This is a genomic window from Nitrobacter sp. JJSN, from assembly GCF_051912485.1.
Taxonomy (GTDB): domain Bacteria; phylum Pseudomonadota; class Alphaproteobacteria; order Rhizobiales; family Xanthobacteraceae; genus Nitrobacter.
Genome location: NZ_CP196822.1, coordinates 3,333,111 through 3,349,934 on the forward strand (window position 1 = coordinate 3,333,111; position 16,824 = coordinate 3,349,934).

Sequence of the window (16,824 nt, forward strand, 5' to 3'; positions counted from 1 at the left end):
TGCCGGCACCCGACATGGCAAATCTGCCGTTAATTGATGAACGAACTGCAAACGCAGACCCGCTGGGGGTTTCCGGTGGTCTCTTTCTCGAACGGGTAGAGTATTAGCCCGCGATTTGGGTGGGAAATTCCGGATCGTCGGTTCCCTGGCTGGCAGCAATCCCCGGTATGCGGAAGGTGCCGATCAGGAAGGTCCCAAGCGAAAAGGCCCCGGTAAGCAGGAGGACATCCAGCGCGAGGGTTTCGACGAGCCGTGCCGACGAAATCCAGTCGAGGTCATGGTCATCCGACGAGCGATGAACGGCGTGGTATTTCTCAGAAGCGGCCGCCGTGAAACAGCGGGAGCTCCAGTGATCCGACAACACAAGACAATGGACAATGGTTATAGGTTAGCCACCACCTTGATGTCGGTCTGGTCCAGCAACTGAAGCACTCGGAGAGTCCGCAGGTCAGAGTGGCTTTGTAGCTGCTTGCTTGGGGAGGCGCGGATGTTGAAAACGCCTCCGTGAAGGAAGGGCCCGGGACGATCTCAACAACGCAACCCTACGCATCTACTTAAATCTAAATTTACTGTGAGAAAGAACAGCCTGTTACAGCTGGGTTTCTGCAATCGAATTAACTGCGCTGCAATTTCTCCTAGCTACGGTGGTGCCATGGTCACGGTGCTGAGAACGCCGTTAGGACCAGGTGCAGTTTCGACAGCCACGTGAATACAGGGAGTTTTCTATGAAGAATCTGGTCAAGCGTTTTGCTAAGGACGAGTCCGGCGCGACCGCGATCGAATACGGCCTGATCGCCGCTGGCATCTCCGTCGCGATCATCGTCGCCGTCCAGACGCTCGGCGGTACGCTGAACGGCGTGTTCACCAACGTGAACACCAAGCTGACCACCCCCTAATCGTCAGCTTTTCGTTTTGCTACGGAAGGGTCCCGGCAACCCGGGACCCTTTTTCGCTTCCGGTCGCACCGAACCGAGGCGACAATTCGAGTGAATCGGAATGGCTCCGTTGAAGGTCGCCCATCCAGAACTATCTCCAGCGCCTGACGGCGAGCGGACACGACAGGTTCTCCAAAGCGTCTGCATGGCACTCGCGCTTGCGTCGACCACCCTTCTGATCCGGGTCATCAGCTTCTTGTGAAACGTCGCGCTCATTTCGCGATTGTTCATTGTTCGTCGGTTAGCGTTCCGCACCACGAACGCGCGACACGGACAGCACCATGATCCTCGACATCCTCCGGCTTCTGTTGTTTCCGACCCTGATGGCATTCGCGGCCTCCAGCGATCTCCTGACCATGACGATTTCCAACCGGGTATCGTTACTGCTGATCGCCGGTTTCTTCGTGCTCGCGGTCGCCTCCGGCATGGGGCCGACCGAGATCGGTCAGCATATCGCGGCCGGCGCCATCGTGCTGGCGCTATCGTTTACCTGCTTTGCGATGGGCTGGATCGGCGGCGGCGACGCAAAGGTGGCCGCGGCATCCGCCCTCTGGTTCGGCTTCGGACATCTGCTGGAATATCTGGTCTATGCCTCCCTGTTCGGTGGCGTCCTGACGCTGCTGCTGCTGGAGTTCCGACAATGGCCTCTGCCAGTGCTGTTTTGCAATCAAGACTGGCTCCTCCGGCTGCACGGCCGGAACGCCGGAATTCCCTATGGTATCGCGCTCTCGCTTGGCGCTCTGCTGATCTATCCGGAGACCGACTGGGTCCGGGTGGTCGACCTGGCGCGCTTCGCGCTTCAATGACCGCGCAAGAAAGATCTCATTAACGCGATTTGGATACGCGTCATTAACCATGCTTTGACGAATAAATGGTCAACTCGCGGTACGGCGACGCAAGCGCCGCGCCGTAACTGGGAAAGTGAAGCGTATGAATAGCGCACGCATTGTCGTCCTGGCCATCGCCGTCGGTGCCGGTGGCCTCGCCGCCTATCTCGCGAGCGGATCCGACAAAAAGCCGCCACCCGTTCAGACTGCGCAGATCCAGACTGTGGACGTTCTGGTTGCAAAGTCGGACATTCAGCTCGGACAAGAGGTGACCGCGAACGACGTGGCGTGGCAGGCCTGGCCGGCAGATTCCGCCAGCAACAGTTTCATTCGCCGCGACCAGCGTCCTGAGGCCACCACGCAACTGGCGGGATCGATCGCCCGCTCCCCCTTCATCGCGGGCGAACCCATTCGCGAACCCAAGCTGGTCAGCGCGAAAGGATCCGGATTCATGGCCGCGATCCTGCCGACCGGGATGCGCGCGATCTCGACCGAAATTTCGCCAGAGACCGGCGCCGGTGGCTTCATTCTCCCCAATGACCGCGTCGACGTGATCCTCTCCAAGCGGGAAAAAAACGCGGACCATCCAAGCGACTCCGTCAATTCGGAGACCATTCTCGGCAACGTGCGTGTTCTCGCGGTCGACCAGACCATCGAGGAGAAGAATGGGCAGAAGGTCGTGGTTGGCAAGACTGCGACGCTCGAACTGAAACCGGAGCAGGCGGAGACGCTGGCGCGGTCGCGCCAGATGGGAACGCTGTCGCTGGCGCTGCGCAGCCTCGCCGACGCCAATGCTCCGGAAAACAGCAACGATGATCTAAAACGCGACAACATCAATGTCGTTCGTTACGGCGTTCCAACCCAGACCACCGTACAAAGGTAATCAAGGACGCCGCCATGAAGTGGACGACAAATCCGGCACCGTTGCAGGCCTTTGTGACGCGGTCTCTCTCGTTTGCGGCGATCGCCGCCTTCACGCTGAACCCGGCGCTAACGCCAGTGTTCGCGAGCGATTACCCCGTGCCGGCTGCAACGGCCGGCGCAAAAATGCACGCGCAATCGCTGTCACTTGGCATCGGCAAGTCCGTCGTGGTGGACCTGCCCAGCGACGTCAAGGACGTTCTGGTCGCCGACCCGAAGATCGCAAATGCCGTGGTGAGATCGGCGCAGCGCGCCTACATCATCGGCGCCGCGGTCGGCCAAACCAACATCATATTCTTTGACAACAACGGCCAGCAGATTGCGGCCTACGATATCGCGGTCACACGCGATCTCAACGGCTTGCGCACCGCGCTCAAACAGCTTTTGCCGAATTCCGGCATCAAGGTCGACGGCCTGGGCGACGGAGTCATGCTCTCCGGCTGGGTGTCGAGCCCGATTGAAGCGCAGCAGGCGGGCGATCTTGCCGCACGCCTCGCGGGCGGTCTGCAAAAGGTTGTCAACAATATCGCCGTGCGGGGGCGCGACCAGGTCATGCTCAAGGTCACGGTCGCCGAAGTGGCGCGCACCGTGATCAAGCAGTTGGGCATCGACCTCAGCGCCAGCATGAACTACGGCACCGCGGTCGTGAATTTCAACAACGCAAACCCGTTCACCGCCCTCGGCCGGTCGCTGACCAATAACAGCGCGGCAGCATCATTCGGCTCGACAATGGTCGGCGGCACCCCGGTGCCCGCGGTCACCGCGACTATCCGCGCCATGGAAAGCGCGGGCGTGGTCCGGACGCTCGCGGAGCCGAACCTGACCGCCATATCGGGTGAATCGGCGACATTCATCTCAGGTGGCGAGTTTCCGGTGCCAGCAGGCTATTCCTGCGATCCCACCACCCATGTCTGCACAACCCAGATCAGCTTCAAGAAGTTCGGCATCTCGCTGAACTTCACGCCGGTGGTGCTGACCGAAGGCCGGATCAGCCTGCGGGTGATGACCGAGGTGTCGGAATTGTCGAACGAAAACGCCATTACCCTGACCCAGGCGGTCGGCAACTCGCTGACGGTGCCGTCGATCAAGACCCGGCGAGCGGAAACGACGCTGGAAATTCCCTCCGGCGGCTCGATGGCCATGGCCGGCCTGATCCAGGAGCAGACCAAGCAGGCCGTCAACGGATTGCCTGGTCTCACGCAATTGCCGGTGCTCGGATCGCTGTTCCGCAGCCGCGACTATGTCAACGGGCAGACCGAGTTGATGGTCCTGGTGACACCCTACGTCGTGCGCGCGGTCGCGCAGAAGGAGCTCTCGCGGCCCGACGACGGGTTCGCCGATGCGTCGGATCCGCAGGCCGACCTGCTGGGCAGCATCAATCGCATCTACGGCGCGCCGGGCCGCGCCGAGCCCGCACGCAATTATCGCGGCACCTATGGCTTCATCACCGACTGAGGCGGGGCAAGGAACGAAACGATGACATCCGCAGATTCCGCCGAACGCTACCGCAGTCTTCGCGTAGCTGTCCTAGTCGCCGGCCTGGCCGGCGCACTGGGCGCCTGCACTCATACGAGCCAGGAGGACACCACCGCGAGCATCCCGAACGATTATCGCTTGCGGCATCCCATCGCGATCCAGGAAGCCAACCGAACCGTAAACATCTTCGTCGGCAACACGCGAGGCGGCCTGTCGGCATCGCAGCGCGCCGATGTCATCGGGCTTGCGAGCATCTGGCTCCGCGAGGGTACCGGTGCCATTGTCGCCGAGGTTCCGGCAGGCACCAGCAACGCCCGGACCGCCGCCGATTCATTCAGGGAAGTGCGCTCGCTGTTGGTGGCCGCCGGCGTACCGCCGCGCGGAATTATCGTCCGGAATTACCATCCCGCCGACCCGCGATTGTTCGCAACCATTCGTCTGACCTATCCGCGAATCGCGGCCGTGGCGGGCCCCTGCGGGGTCTGGCCTGAGGATCTCGGCCCTTCAATCAAGAACAAGGGTTATCTCGACAACAAGCCGTACTGGAATTTCGGGTGCGCCACCCAGCGCAACCTCGCATCAATGATCGACAATCCCTCGGACCTCGTGCAGCCGCGGCCGGAAACTCCGCCCTACACCGCCCGCCGCACCGAAGGTTTCGAGAAATATCGCAAGGGCACCACCACAACCACCAATTATCCCGAAGCCGACAAGGCCAAACTCAGCGACACAGGCAAATGATCAGTTACGCTCGTCAGGACGCAGAAGAGCCAACCGTCTCCCCTCCGCCGAAGGCCGACGATCATGTCGCGCCGGCGCCGCGCGTCTCGGTGCAGGCCTTTTGCGAGACGAAGGAAACAGCTACGGCCGTGCAATCGGCCGGCGAGGATCGCCGGCTGGCCAAGGCCCACCTCAAGATCCAGATGGGCGGCATGACCGCTGCCGCGGAGGCCTATCGTTCGGCGCCGACACCGAACGTCATCATTCTCGAAGCCGAAGAGCGCGGCGACATCCTGGCAGCGCTCGATCAGCTTGCAACCGTGTGCGACGCAGGCACGCGGGTCGTCGTGATCGGCCACGTCAACGACGTCAGCTTGTATCGCGAATTGGTCAAGCGTGGCGTCAGCGACTACGTCATCGCGCCGGTTACCGCCCTCGCCATCGTACGCTCGGTTTGCGGACTGTTTTCAGCTCCTGAAGCGAAAGCGGTCGGCCGGGTCATCGCCGTTGCCGGCGCCAAGGGTGGCGTCGGCGCGTCGACGATTGCCCATAATGTCGCCTGGGCGATTGCACGCGATCTGGCGCTCGATTCCGTCGTCGCCGACCTCGACCTCGCCTTCGGCACAGCCGGGCTGGATTTTAACCAGGACCCGCCGCAAGGCATCGCCGATGCCGTCTTTTCGCCCGATCGCATCGACACGGCGTTCGTCGATCGCCTGTTGTCGAAATGCACCGATCATCTGAGCCTGCTCGCCGCGCCGGCGACGCTGGACCGCGTCTATGACTTCGGAGCGGAAGCGTTCGATTCGATTCTCGATACCCTGCGGGCGACGATGCCCTGCATCGTGCTCGATATCCCGCATCAATGGTCCGGCTGGACCAAACGGGCCCTGATTGCTGCGGACGACATCCTCATCGTCGCGACGCCCGATCTCGCCAACCTTCGCAATACGAAAAACCTGTTCGATCTGCTCAAGGTGGCACGGCCGAACGACCGGCCTCCGCTGTATTGCCTAAACCAGGTCGGCGTTCCGAAGCGGCCCGAGATCAGTGCCAACGAATTCGCCAAGGCCATTGAAAGCCAGCCGATCGTCAGCATCCCGTTCGAACCGCAGATGTTTGGGTCGGCCGCAAATAACGGCCAGATGATCGCCGAAATCGCGGCGAACCACCGCGTCACGGAAATGTTCCTGCAGATCGCGCAGCGCCTGACCGGCCGCGGCGAGGCGAAGAAGCCGCGGAAATCGTTTCTGCCTCCATTCATCGAGAAGTTGCGGGCAAGATAAGTCATCGCGTGGAGTACCGTCGTGTTTGGCAAGCGTAGCGGACCAGAGAACGAGGCCCGGAAGCCAGGAGGCCTGACGCTGGAGGCCACGCCGGCCGCCCAGAGCGCGCGTGCGCCCACGGAGATCGCTTCGCCGATCGTTTCGTCTCCCCCAATGGCGCCGGCGCGCCCCGTGCCGCAGACCCCGACCATCGATGCCCGCCGGTCCGAGACCTATTACCAGGTCAAGGCGACGATTTTCGGCGCCCTGATCGAGGCGATCGATCTCGCCCAGCTTGCCAAGCTCGACGGCGAATCCGCGCGCGAAGAAATCCGCGACATCGTCAACGAAATCATCGCGATCAAGAATATCGTGATGTCGATCGCTGAGCAGGAAGAGCTGCTCGATGACATCTGCAACGACGTTCTCGGCTACGGTCCGCTCGAGCCTCTGCTTTCGCGCGACGACATCGCGGATATCATGGTCAACGGCGCCGGGACGGTCTTCATCGAAGTCGGCGGAAAGATCCAGCGAACCGGAATCCGGTTCCGCGACAACCAGCAATTGCTGAACATCTGCCAGCGGATCGTCAGCCAGGTCGGCCGCCGGGTCGACGAATCCTCGCCAATCTGCGATGCGCGTCTCGCCGACGGATCCCGCGTCAACGCTATCGTTCCGCCACTGGCGATCGACGGGCCCGCACTGACCATCCGTAAGTTCAGGAAGGACAAGCTGACTCTCGATCAGCTGGTCAAGTTCGGCGCCATTACGCCGGACGGCGGCACGATCCTCCAGATCATCGGACGCTGCCGCGCCAATGTGCTGATCTCAGGGGGAACCGGCTCCGGCAAGACCACGCTGCTGAATTGCCTTACGAACTATATTGACCACGACGAGCGCGTCATCACCTGCGAAGACGCCGCGGAGCTTCAGTTGCAGCAGCCGCACGTCGTGCGGCTCGAAACCCGCCCACCCAATATCGAGGGCGAGGGCCAGATCACAATGCGCGAACTGGTCCGCAACTGCCTGCGTATGCGCCCGGAGCGCATCATCGTCGGCGAGGTTCGCGGACCCGAGGCATTCGACCTGCTGCAGGCCATGAACACTGGTCATGACGGCTCGATGGGTACGCTGCACGCGAACAACCCGCGCGAGGCGCTGTCGCGCTGCGAGTCCATGATCACGATGGGCGGCTTTTCGCTGCCTTCCCGCACCATCCGCGAGATGATCTGCGCCTCAATTGATATCATCGTCCAGGCCGCCCGTCTGCGCGACGGCTCTCGCCGCATTACCCACATCACGGAAGTGATGGGGATGGAAGGCGACACCATCATTACCCAAGACATCTTCGTCTATGATCTGCTTGGCGAGGACGCCAACGGAAACGTGGTGGGCCGACACCGTTCAACGGGGATCGGCCGGCCGCGATTCTGGGAACGCGCTCGGTACTATAACGAAGAGAAGCGGCTCGCAGCGGCGCTCGATGCGGCGGAAGTCAAGGTCGAGATCTGAGGACGCGCGCCCATGAACTTGCAGACCCTCGCACTGGCATTCATGGCTGCAACCGCGGTGGGCGGCATCGCATGGGTATTCCTGTATCCGACGATGTCGGGCGAGACGAAGACTGAGAAGCGCCGTGCCGCGTTCGCGCGGACGGCGCCGGCGGTCCGCCAGGTCGACAGAGCCCAGCGCTCGCGCCGCGAGCAGGTCGAGGGATCGCTACGGGAGATTGAGCAACGCAGCAAGCGCGACAGCAAGGTCACGCTCAGCAACCGAATCACGCAGGCAGGCCTATCCTGGTCGAAGAAGAAGTTTCTGATCGTCTCCGGCATTTTCGCCGTGGTCTGTTTTGCGGTTCCGATACTCTCGGGAGCCGGGCCGATCGCCGCCCTCGGGCTCGCATTCGCGGCGGGCTTCGGTTTGCCGCGCTGGCTGCTCAGCTTCCTCAAGAAGCGCCGCGAGAAGGCGTTTCTGCGCGGTCTTCCCGATGCAGTGGATGTGATCGTCCGTGGCATCAAGGCCGGCCTGCCGCTGTTCGAATCCATCAAGGTGGTGGCGGCCGACTCGTCGGAGCCGCTGAAAAGCGAATTCGCCGCGATCATCGAGACGCAGGCGATCGGCATGCCGCTAGGCGAAGCCTGTTCGCGGCTATACGAGCGGATGCCGCTTCCCGAAGCGAACTTCTTCGGCATCGTGATCTCGATCCAGCAGAAATCCGGCGGCAATCTGTCGGAAGCTCTCGGCAACCTGTCGAAGGTGCTGCGCGACCGCAAGAAGATGGCCGAGAAAATCCAGGCCATGTCGATGGAAGCCAAGGCGTCCGCCGCCATCATCGGCGCGCTGCCTCCGATCGTCATGCTGCTCGTCTATCTGTCGACGCCGGACTACATCGCGCTGCTGTGGACCCATCCGACCGGGCGGCTGATGCTGGCCGGTAGCGCATTGTGGATGTCGGCCGGCATCTTCGTGATGAAGAAAATGATCAACTTCGACTTCTGACGGTGCAACATGCTCGACCTCCTGATCGAGAAATTCCACGATCCGCAGTTCATGACGATGGTTCTCGCCGCCATCGCCGCCAGCGCAACTGTCTATACGCTGGTCACGCCGTTTTTCGCGGCGGAAGGCCTCACGAAGCGGATGAAGGCCGTCGCCAGCGAACGCGAGCGCATCCGGCAGCGCGAGCGCGAGCGGCTCGCGAAATCCGAAAAAGTCTCGCTTCGTCAGGCTCCGAAGCAGTTCGTCTCGAGGATCGTGGAAGACCTCAATCTCGGCAAATGGGTGGCTCAGGAGGCCGCGCGCGAGAAGCTCGTCATGGCAGGATATCGCGGACACGCTCCTTACGTCACGTTCCTGTTCTTCCGCATGATCACCCCGATCGTGATGTTGATCGGCGCGACCGTCTATGTTTTTCTGCTGTCTCACATGCAGCAATCCACTCCGATCAAGGCCGGCATATGCATCGGCGCCGCGTTCTTGGGCTTGCAGGCGCCAATGCTGTTTCTGAAAAACGCCATTGCCAAGCGCCAGCTTTCAATCAAGCGGGCTTTTCCGGACGCGCTCGATCTGCTGCTGATCTGCATTGAATCCGGCATGTCCATCGAAGTCGCGTTTCGCAAGGTCAGCACGGAAATCGGCAGCCAGTCGGTCGCACTGGCCGAGGAGTTCACGCTGACCACGGCCGAACTGTCGTACCTTCAGGACCGCAAGGTCGCCTACGAGAATCTGGCGAAACGCACGGGGCTCGAGGGCGTGAAATCCGTTATGCCTCGCGCTCCAGCAGTCGGAGCGATACGGCACTCCGCTCGCGCAAAGCCTTCGCGTGATGGCGCAGGAAAACCGCGACATGCGCATGTCGGAGGCCGAGAAGAAGGCGGCCGCCCTGCCGCCCAAGCTGACAGTTCCGATGATCGTGTTCTTCCTGCCCGTGCTGTTCGTGGTCATCCTGGGACCGTCGGGCATCAAGATCGCGGCCCATATGCATTGAGGCAAAGAAATTGCGGCACAGGGGACACGGCGGGCGATTACTCAGGCCACCGCCTGAGTTTCAGGTCCCATGAGGTCTTCATGACCTGCGGGAATCCTGGCCGGGAACATCTGCCGCACCGGACCGCGCGTTGGCGCTGCGCCCGAGCATCTGCTTCAGATAGGCGACGTTTGCCTCGGCCTCGTCGGCGGGCAGATCGGCCTTAACGATGCTCTCAGCCTCGTCGAACCGGCCTTGCAAGCCGACAACCAGCGCCAGGTTCTGCCGGATCCGGCTGTCGGCCCGGGCGCTGACGTAAGCACGACGCAACACCTCCTCGGCTTTTGCAAGATCCTTGGTCAGGACATACGACATGCCCAGATTGGACAACACCGAGGGCTCGTCGGGCATGATCCTGAGCGCGCTCGCGTAATAGCGGCGTGCATCGTCGTGACGGCCGAGCTTGTCGAGCGCGGTCCCCTGGACCGAGAGAATCCGCCAGTCCGGATTTGCCGGCGTGTGCGCCCGACCGAGGACATCGAAGGCCTGCTGTGACTGGCCGTTATCGGCGAGCGCCCGCCCCCAGCCGGCAAGCACGGCCTTGTTGCCCGGATTCAGGATCGCGGCGCGTTCCAGCACCGCGACGGCCTGGGCACGCTGCCCGATGGCGCGCAATGCCTGTCCGTATTTCAGGGCCACATCGGGGTCCTTGGGGTTGGCGCGAAATCGCTCGCCATAGACTTCGGCGTCGCGATGAGGATCGGACTCGAGATTTGCCTTCGCCTTTGCGCCCAGCGAGCCAGTGATGTCAGGCATGCCCGCGGTTTGACAGCCGCCGAGTCCAGTCGCCAGCATCGCCGTCACGGCTGCGGATGCGAGAAGCCTGGCGAGACACGACTGCTGACGCATGGGCACCTACTCGTAATTGCTGGCCGATCGGGAGGCTGGACGGTTTCAGCAATAGACTGTTAACCCTAACGTCTGGTTAACTACTCTGCCCTGACACCCGCGCCTCCTCCCGTTAAACTCTCCTCATCAAACCGAGAGATCGAGACAGCCATGCATCCCGCGTTTGCGACCGCGCCGGCCGAGGAGGCCATTCCGATCACCTTTGTGACGAAGGCTGCGTGGGAAGCGATGGATGCAACGCTCGATGGTCCCGCCCGCCGGTTTGCCGAGGCGAGCGACTTTACGGCGAAGCCGGGGCAGTACCTCGCGCTGCCTGCAGCGAGCGGCGACGTGGCACACGTTCTCTTCGGACTTGGCGATGCATCGGAGCGGTCACGCGATCCCTTTCTTCCGGGCAAGCTGCCGACACTATTGCCCACCGGGACATTTCGTTTCGCCAATGCGCCGCACGATTTGCATCTCGCGGTGCTGGCTTTTGCGCTCGGCAGCTACCGCTTCGACCGCTACCGCAAGGCTGATGCACCAAAAGCGCGGCTGGTGCCACCCGACGCCGTCGACATCGCGGCGGTCTCGCGGATGGCGGAAGCGGCGACGCTTGCCCGCGACCTCATCAATACGCCCGCCAACGATATGGGACCGGAGGAGCTTGCGGCCACAGCCCGGAATCTTGCGCAGCGTTTCGGCGCGGAATTCAGCTGCATCGTCGGTGACGATCTGAAGCAGCGAAATTTTCCGCTGATCCATGCGGTCGGAATGGCCTCGCCGCGCGCGCCGCGCCTGATCGATATTGCCTGGGGCGATCCCACGCACCCGAAAGTTACGCTAGTCGGGAAAGGCGTCTGCTTCGATACCGGCGGCGTCGATCTCAAACCCGCCAGCGGCATGCAGATCATGAAGAAGGACATGGGTGGCGCAGCCAACGTGCTGGCTTTGGCGCTGATGGTCATGGATGCGAAGCTGAGGGTTCGGCTGCGCGTGCTGATCCCGGCGGTCGAGAACGCCGTGGCCGGCAATGCTTTCCGGCCGCTCGATATCTTTCCGTCGCGGAAGGGACCGACGGTCGAAATCGGCAACACCGACGCCGAGGGCCGGCTGGTCCTCGCCGACGCGCTGGCGCTGGCCGATGAAGACAAACCCGATCTTCTGATCGATCTGGGGACGCTCACCGGCGCGGCGCGCGTGGCACTGGGACCGGACGTTCCGCCGTTCTATACGAGCGATGACGGACTGGCGCTCGATGTCGCGCGCTGCGCGCAGGCCGAGAACGATCCGCTATGGCGGATGCCGCTATGGCCCGCTTACGATGCGTGGCTCGATTCCAAGGTCGCCGACATCAACAACGCGCCGTCGGGCGGCTTTGCTGGCTCGGTCGTCTGCGCACTGTTCCTGCAACGTTTTGTCGAAGCGGCAAAGAGCTGGCTTCATGTCGATATCTACGGCTGGACGCCAACGGCGAAGCCAGCGCGCCCCGAAGGCGGAGAATGCCAGGCCGCGCGGGCGATCTACCGGTTGCTGAGCGAACGCTATGGATGATCCGCGTCTTACACCGGCCCGGCCGGAGGTCGCCGCCCGGTACCTCAAAGGCAAGATCAAGGCGGCGCGCTTCGCCGATGGCGAGGAATGGGAGGTCGCTGACGCAATTGCACCACTGCGCCGCGAGCCTTCGCCCGATGCAATGCTCGACACCCAGGCGCTGCGCGGCGAGCGCGTCACGGTCTACGACCACAGCGCCGAGGGCTGGGCCTGGGGCCAGTTGAACAGCGACGGCTATGTCGGCTGGCTGCCCAGCCGCGCGCTCGCAAGGCCCGGCGCAGCACCGACGCACAAGATCACCGCGCTGCGGACGTTTGCGTTTCCCGGGCCCTCGATCAAACTGCCGCCAGTAGAAACGCTGTCGCTCGGCGCGAGGCTGACGGTCCAGCGCCATGCCAGCGTCTTTGCCGTCGCCGCCGGCGATCTCTACATACCCGCCATCCATGTCGCCCCGCTCGAATACATCGCAACAGACTTCGTCGCGGTCGCCGAAATGTTTATCGGAACGCCGTATCTGTGGGGCGGCAAGACCAGCCTCGGCATCGACTGCTCGGGCCTTGTGCAGGTGGCGCTCATCGCATCCGGCATCGCATGCCCGCGCGACAGCGACATGCAGGAGCAAGCCCTGGGCCGCACGCTATCTCCGGCGGAGGCACAGCAGCCGCAGCGCGGCGATCTGATGTTCTGGAAAGGACACGTCGCCATCGTCCGGGACGCGACCACGCTCGTCCACGCCAACGCGCATCACATGGCAACAGCCATTGAGCGCATTGACGAGGCGATGGCCCGCATCAACGCCGCAGGCAGCGCCGTGACCAGTGTGAAGCGGCTGGGTTAGTTTATTGCGCCGTCGGTGCGCCGGGCGCGGCTTCGATCCGGAACGCTGCGGCAAACAGCGCGCGGGTGTAATCAGACTTCGGACTCTTGAACAACGTCGACGCCGGCCCCTCCTCGACCACCTTGCCATGCCGCATCACGATGAGATGGCTGGCAAGAGAGGCGACCACGCGCAGATCGTGCGAAATGAACATGTAGGTCAGGTCGCGCTTGCGCTGCAGCTCGCGCAAGAGATCGACCATCTGCGCCTGGAACAGCATGTCGAGCGCGCTGGTCGGTTCGTCCAGCACGACGAAATTCGGCTCCAGCACCACGGCGCGCGCGATGCTGATGCGCTGGCGCTGGCCGCCGGAGAATTCGTGCGGATAGCGGAACCGCGTCGCCGGATCGAGCCCGACTTCCCTGAGCGCCTTCACCACCCGCGCCTCGCGCTCGTCGTCCATCAGCGAACGCTGATGGACACTTAACCCTTCGGCCACGATATCGCCGACCGACATCCGCGGACTCAATGCGCCGAACGGATCCTGAAACACGATTTGCATGTCGCGACGGAACGGCAGCATCGCCTTGAAACGCAAACCCTGGATGTTCTTGCTCAGGAACACGATCGGGCCGTCCGACGAGATCAGCCGAAGCAGAGCCAGCCCGAGCGTGGTTTTGCCGGACCCGGATTCGCCGACGACGCCGAGCGTTTCGCCCTTGCGCACCTTCAGCGTCACGCCGTCGACCGCCTTGATGTGGCCGACCGTCTTGCGCAGCAGCCCGCGCCGGACCGGAAACCAGACCTTGAGATCGTCGGTCGAAATCACGACCGGCGACTCCGGTCGCGGCGGCGCCGGATCTGGCTTCGGCTCCGCGGCCAGCAGTTCTCGCGTGTACGGATGCTGCGGTGACTCAAAGACTTGCTCGACCGGTCCCGTCTCGACGATCTTGCCGCCGTTCATGACGCAAACACGGTCGGCGATGCGGCGGACGATGCCGAGATCGTGGGTGATGAACAAAAGACTCATTCCGAGCCGGGCGCGGATATCCGCCAGCAAGCCCAGGATTTGCGCCTGCACGGTGACGTCGAGCGCGGTGGTCGGCTCGTCAGCGATCAGAAGGTCGGGTTCGTTGGCAAGCGCCATTGCGATCATCACACGCTGGCGCTGGCCGCCGGAGAGTTGATGCGGATAGCTGGCAAGGCGGGTTTCAGGATCGGGAATGCCGACCTGTGTCAGCAGTTCCAAGGTCCGCTGCCGCGCCGCAGCGCCGCGAACCCCGCCGTGCAGGAGCAATATCTCGCCGATCTGCGCTTCGATGGTATGCAGCGGATTGAGCGACGTCATCGGCTCCTGGAAGATGATCGAGATGTCGTTGCCGCGGATGCGCCTGATCTCGCCCTCCGACATGCCAAGTAGCTCGCGGCCTTTGAAGCGGATATTGCCGGATGGATGCGACGCGGCCGGATACGGCAGAAGCTTCAGGACCGACAGCGCACTGACGGATTTTCCAGACCCGGATTCGCCGACCAGCGCCACGCACTCGCCGCGTTTGATCTCGAACGAGATGCGATCGACGGCAACCGATGTTCCGCTGGCATGGTGAAATGCAACCGACAGGTCGCGAACGTCGAGCAGCGGCTGATCAATGGCGTCCATCAGTACCTTACCTGAACGTCTTGCGCGGATCGAAGGCGTCGCGCACCGCTTCGCCGATGAAAATCAAGAGCGAGAGCATGATCGCGAGCGCGAAGAATCCGGTGAAGCCGAGCCACGGCGCCTGCACGTTGGCCTTGCCCTGCGCCAGCATTTCCCCGAGCGAGGGCGAGCCCGGCGGCAACCCGAAGCCGAGAAAATCCAGCGCCGTCAGCGTCATCACCGACGACGACACGATGAACGGCAGGAACGTCATGGTCGCGACCATGGCGTTCGGCAACAGGTGACGAAACATGATGGTCGCATTCGACACGCCGAGCGCCCGCGCCGCCGTGATGTATTCGAAGTTGCGCCCGCGCAGGAATTCGGCGCGCACCAGACCGACCAGCGAGACCCACGAGAACAGCAGCAGGATTCCAAGCAGTACAAAGAAGCCGGGCACCAGCACCGACGACAGGATCAAGAGCAGATAGAGCGAGGGGATCGCGGTCCAGACCTCGATGAAGCGCTGAAAGCCGAGATCGATCCAGCCGCCAAAATATCCCTGCACGCCACCGGCCGCGATGCCTATGATCGACGACACAATGGTCAGGCAGAGTCCGAACAGGACCGAGATCCGGAAACCGTAAATCAGCCGCGCCACAACGTCACGACCCTGATCGTCGGTCCCGAGCCAGTTGTATTCGAGATCGCGACAGCTCGTGAGATGCTTTCTCTGCACCACATCCTTGCATTCCTGCTCGGTCAGCAGCCAGGTCGGTTTTGAGGGCGCCGGCGTCGGCAGATCGAGGTTGTGTGTGTCGTATGAATAGCGGATGAGCGGCCAGACGATGGTGCCCCCCTTGGCTGTGATCAGCTTCTGAAGATAGGGGTCGCGATAATCAGCGGCGGTCTCGAAGTCGCCGCCGAAGGCCGTTTCCGGATAGGTCACGAATGCCGGGAAATAAAGGTGTCCGTCGAACCGGATCAAGAATGGCCGGTCGTTTGCGATCAATTCCGCGAACAGCGAAATGAAAAACAGGATCAGGAATATCCAGAGCGACCAGTAGCCGCGCCGGTTGGATTTGAAGTTCTGCCAACGGCGGCGATTGAGCGGCGACAGGCGCAGAGGATGGCGCGCCGGCGGCACTGCTTCACCGAGCGGCGAGACGGCCTCCACTTCGACGGGATTTGGCGAAGTCACCGCCATCAGACCTCCCGCGCCTCGAAGTCGATCCGCGGGTCGATCCACATGTAGGTCAGATCGGAGATCAGGTTGATCACAAGCCCGACGAGAGAAAAGATGAATAGCGTGCCGAATACCACCGGATAATCGCGATTGAGCACGCTCTCAAAACCGAGGAGCCCGAGGCCGTCGAGCGAAAAGATGGTTTCGATCAACAGCGAGCCTGAAAAGAAGGCGTGAACGAACGCGCCGGGAAATCCGGCGATGACGATCAGCATGGCGTTGCGGAACACGTGATTGTAAAGCACCTGTCGCTCGCTGCATCCCTTGGCGCGCGCCGTCATCACGTACTGCTTGCGGATTTCGTCGAGAAAGGAATTTTTCGTCAGCAACGTCATGGTAGCGAACGCGCCGAGCGCCATCGAAATGATGGGCAGCGTGAGATGCCAGAAATAATCGACGATCTTCCAATACCAGGGAAACTGGCTCCAGCCGTCCGACGTCAATCCGCGCAGGGGAAAGATGCTGAAGAATGATCCGCCGGCGAACAGGATAATGAGGAGGATCGCGAACAGAAAACCGGGTATCGCAAAGCCGACGATAATCACCGCCGAGGTCCAGGTGTCGAAGCGCGATCCGTCCTTCACCGCCTTGCGGATTCCGAGTGGGATCGAAATCAGGTAGGTCAGAAGCGTCATCCAGATTCCGAGCGACATCGAGACCGGCAGCTTTTCCTTGATGAGCTGGATCACGGTGGTGTCGCGGAAGTAGCTCTTGCCGAAATCGAAGCGGGAGAAATTCCACAACATCAGCAGAAAGCGTTCGGGCGCCGGTTTGTCGAAGCCGAACTGCTTTTCGAGACTCTTGATGAAGGCGGGATCGAGTCCCTGCGCGCCGCGGTATTTCGAATTGACGGCGTCGGCCGACGCCCCGACCTGGCCGCGCGCACCGAAGTCGCCGCCGGAAGAACCGGAAATGCGCGAGCTCGCACCGGTGTCCGCGCCGCTCAGTTGCGCGATCACCCGCTCGACCGGACCGCCGGGCGCGAACTGCACCACGACAAACGACACGAACAGGATGCCCAGCAATGTGGGGATCATCAGCAGAATGCGGCGGGCGATATATGCGCTCAT

At 62.3% G+C, this 16,824-nt stretch carries 15 protein-coding genes and 1 pseudogene; 11 read left to right on the forward strand and 5 right to left on the reverse strand.

The genetic code is table 11. The features are described 5' to 3' along the window. Nucleotides 1-103: 103 nt before the first annotated feature. Nucleotides 104-364 carry a hypothetical protein gene (locus ACSZOQ_RS16325; RefSeq protein ID WP_439923476.1) on the reverse strand — a complete coding sequence of 87 codons (261 nt, stop codon included), beginning with the start codon at nucleotides 362-364 and terminating at the stop codon, nucleotides 104-106. Between the two features lie 361 nt (nucleotides 365-725). Between ACSZOQ_RS16325 and ACSZOQ_RS16330 the strand changes: the two genes are divergently transcribed. The 9 genes and pseudogenes from ACSZOQ_RS16330 (at nucleotide 726) to ACSZOQ_RS16370 (ending at nucleotide 9,631) form a co-directional block, all read left to right on the forward strand. Continuing rightward, nucleotides 726-896, forward strand: a complete 171-nt coding sequence (locus ACSZOQ_RS16330; protein WP_439923477.1) for a Flp family type IVb pilin — start codon at nucleotides 726-728, stop codon at nucleotides 894-896. A 320-nt stretch (nucleotides 897-1,216) separates the two neighbouring features. Then, on the forward strand, nucleotides 1,217-1,741 hold the full coding sequence (locus tag ACSZOQ_RS16335; RefSeq protein WP_439923478.1) for an A24 family peptidase: 525 nt from the start codon (nucleotides 1,217-1,219) through the stop codon (nucleotides 1,739-1,741). Between the two features lie 124 nt (nucleotides 1,742-1,865). Continuing rightward, complete coding sequence (gene cpaB / locus ACSZOQ_RS16340) at nucleotides 1,866-2,645, forward strand: Flp pilus assembly protein CpaB (protein ID WP_439923479.1); 780 nt, start codon at nucleotides 1,866-1,868, stop codon at nucleotides 2,643-2,645. A 14-nt stretch (nucleotides 2,646-2,659) separates the two neighbouring features. Then, nucleotides 2,660-4,138 carry a type II and III secretion system protein family protein gene (locus tag ACSZOQ_RS16345; protein ID WP_439923480.1) on the forward strand — a complete coding sequence of 493 codons (1,479 nt, stop codon included), beginning with the start codon at nucleotides 2,660-2,662 and terminating at the stop codon, nucleotides 4,136-4,138. Nucleotides 4,139-4,159: 21 nt separating this feature from the next. Then, nucleotides 4,160-4,900 carry a CpaD family pilus assembly protein gene (locus tag ACSZOQ_RS16350; RefSeq protein WP_439923481.1) on the forward strand — a complete coding sequence of 247 codons (741 nt, stop codon included), beginning with the start codon at nucleotides 4,160-4,162 and terminating at the stop codon, nucleotides 4,898-4,900. Beyond that, entirely contained in the window at nucleotides 4,897-6,165 is a 1,269-nt protein-coding gene (locus tag ACSZOQ_RS16355) for an AAA family ATPase (RefSeq protein WP_439923482.1), read from the forward strand. The genes ACSZOQ_RS16350 and ACSZOQ_RS16355 overlap by 4 nt, the downstream gene beginning before the upstream one ends. 21 nt (nucleotides 6,166-6,186) lie before the next feature. After that, nucleotides 6,187-7,656 (forward strand): CpaF family protein, encoded by a 1,470-nt coding sequence (locus ACSZOQ_RS16360; RefSeq protein ID WP_439923483.1) that lies wholly within the window; start codon nucleotides 6,187-6,189, stop codon nucleotides 7,654-7,656. Between the two features lie 12 nt (nucleotides 7,657-7,668). Further along, entirely contained in the window at nucleotides 7,669-8,643 is a 975-nt protein-coding gene (locus ACSZOQ_RS16365; protein WP_439923484.1) for a type II secretion system F family protein, read from the forward strand. Between the two features lie 9 nt (nucleotides 8,644-8,652). Next, nucleotides 8,653-9,631 (forward strand): annotated as a pseudogene (locus ACSZOQ_RS16370) (type II secretion system F family protein). A 78-nt stretch (nucleotides 9,632-9,709) separates the two neighbouring features. On the opposite strand, the gene ACSZOQ_RS16375 reads toward ACSZOQ_RS16370, so the two are convergent. Next, entirely contained in the window at nucleotides 9,710-10,519 is an 810-nt protein-coding gene (locus ACSZOQ_RS16375) for a tetratricopeptide repeat protein (protein WP_439923485.1), read from the reverse strand. 150 nt (nucleotides 10,520-10,669) lie between these two features. Here ACSZOQ_RS16375 and ACSZOQ_RS16380 point away from each other — a divergent pair, with 150 nt between their 5' ends. Both ACSZOQ_RS16380 and ACSZOQ_RS16385 read left to right on the forward strand, forming a co-directional pair. Further along, nucleotides 10,670-12,052: a leucyl aminopeptidase family protein gene (locus ACSZOQ_RS16380; RefSeq protein WP_439923486.1), complete on the forward strand. Its 1,383-nt coding sequence runs from the start codon at nucleotides 10,670-10,672 to the stop codon at nucleotides 12,050-12,052. After that, complete coding sequence (locus tag ACSZOQ_RS16385; protein WP_439923487.1) at nucleotides 12,045-12,890, forward strand: C40 family peptidase; 846 nt, start codon at nucleotides 12,045-12,047, stop codon at nucleotides 12,888-12,890. Before ACSZOQ_RS16380 ends, ACSZOQ_RS16385 begins: the two co-directional genes overlap by 8 nt. Before the next feature lies 1 nt (nucleotide 12,891). Here the strand turns inward: ACSZOQ_RS16385 and ACSZOQ_RS16390 are convergent, their stop codons facing one another. Genes ACSZOQ_RS16390 through ACSZOQ_RS16400 form a run of 3 tightly spaced genes read right to left on the reverse strand, consistent with a single transcriptional unit; the run spans nucleotide 12,892 to nucleotide 16,824 of the window. Beyond that, on the reverse strand, nucleotides 12,892-14,529 hold the full coding sequence (locus tag ACSZOQ_RS16390; RefSeq protein ID WP_439923488.1) for an ABC transporter ATP-binding protein: 1,638 nt from the start codon (nucleotides 14,527-14,529) through the stop codon (nucleotides 12,892-12,894). A gap of 7 nt (nucleotides 14,530-14,536) precedes the next feature. Beyond that, on the reverse strand, nucleotides 14,537-15,715 hold the full coding sequence (locus tag ACSZOQ_RS16395) for an ABC transporter permease (protein WP_439923489.1): 1,179 nt from the start codon (nucleotides 15,713-15,715) through the stop codon (nucleotides 14,537-14,539). Next, entirely contained in the window at nucleotides 15,715-16,824 is a 1,110-nt protein-coding gene (locus tag ACSZOQ_RS16400; RefSeq protein WP_439923490.1) for a microcin C ABC transporter permease YejB, read from the reverse strand. Before ACSZOQ_RS16400 ends, ACSZOQ_RS16395 begins: the two co-directional genes overlap by 1 nt.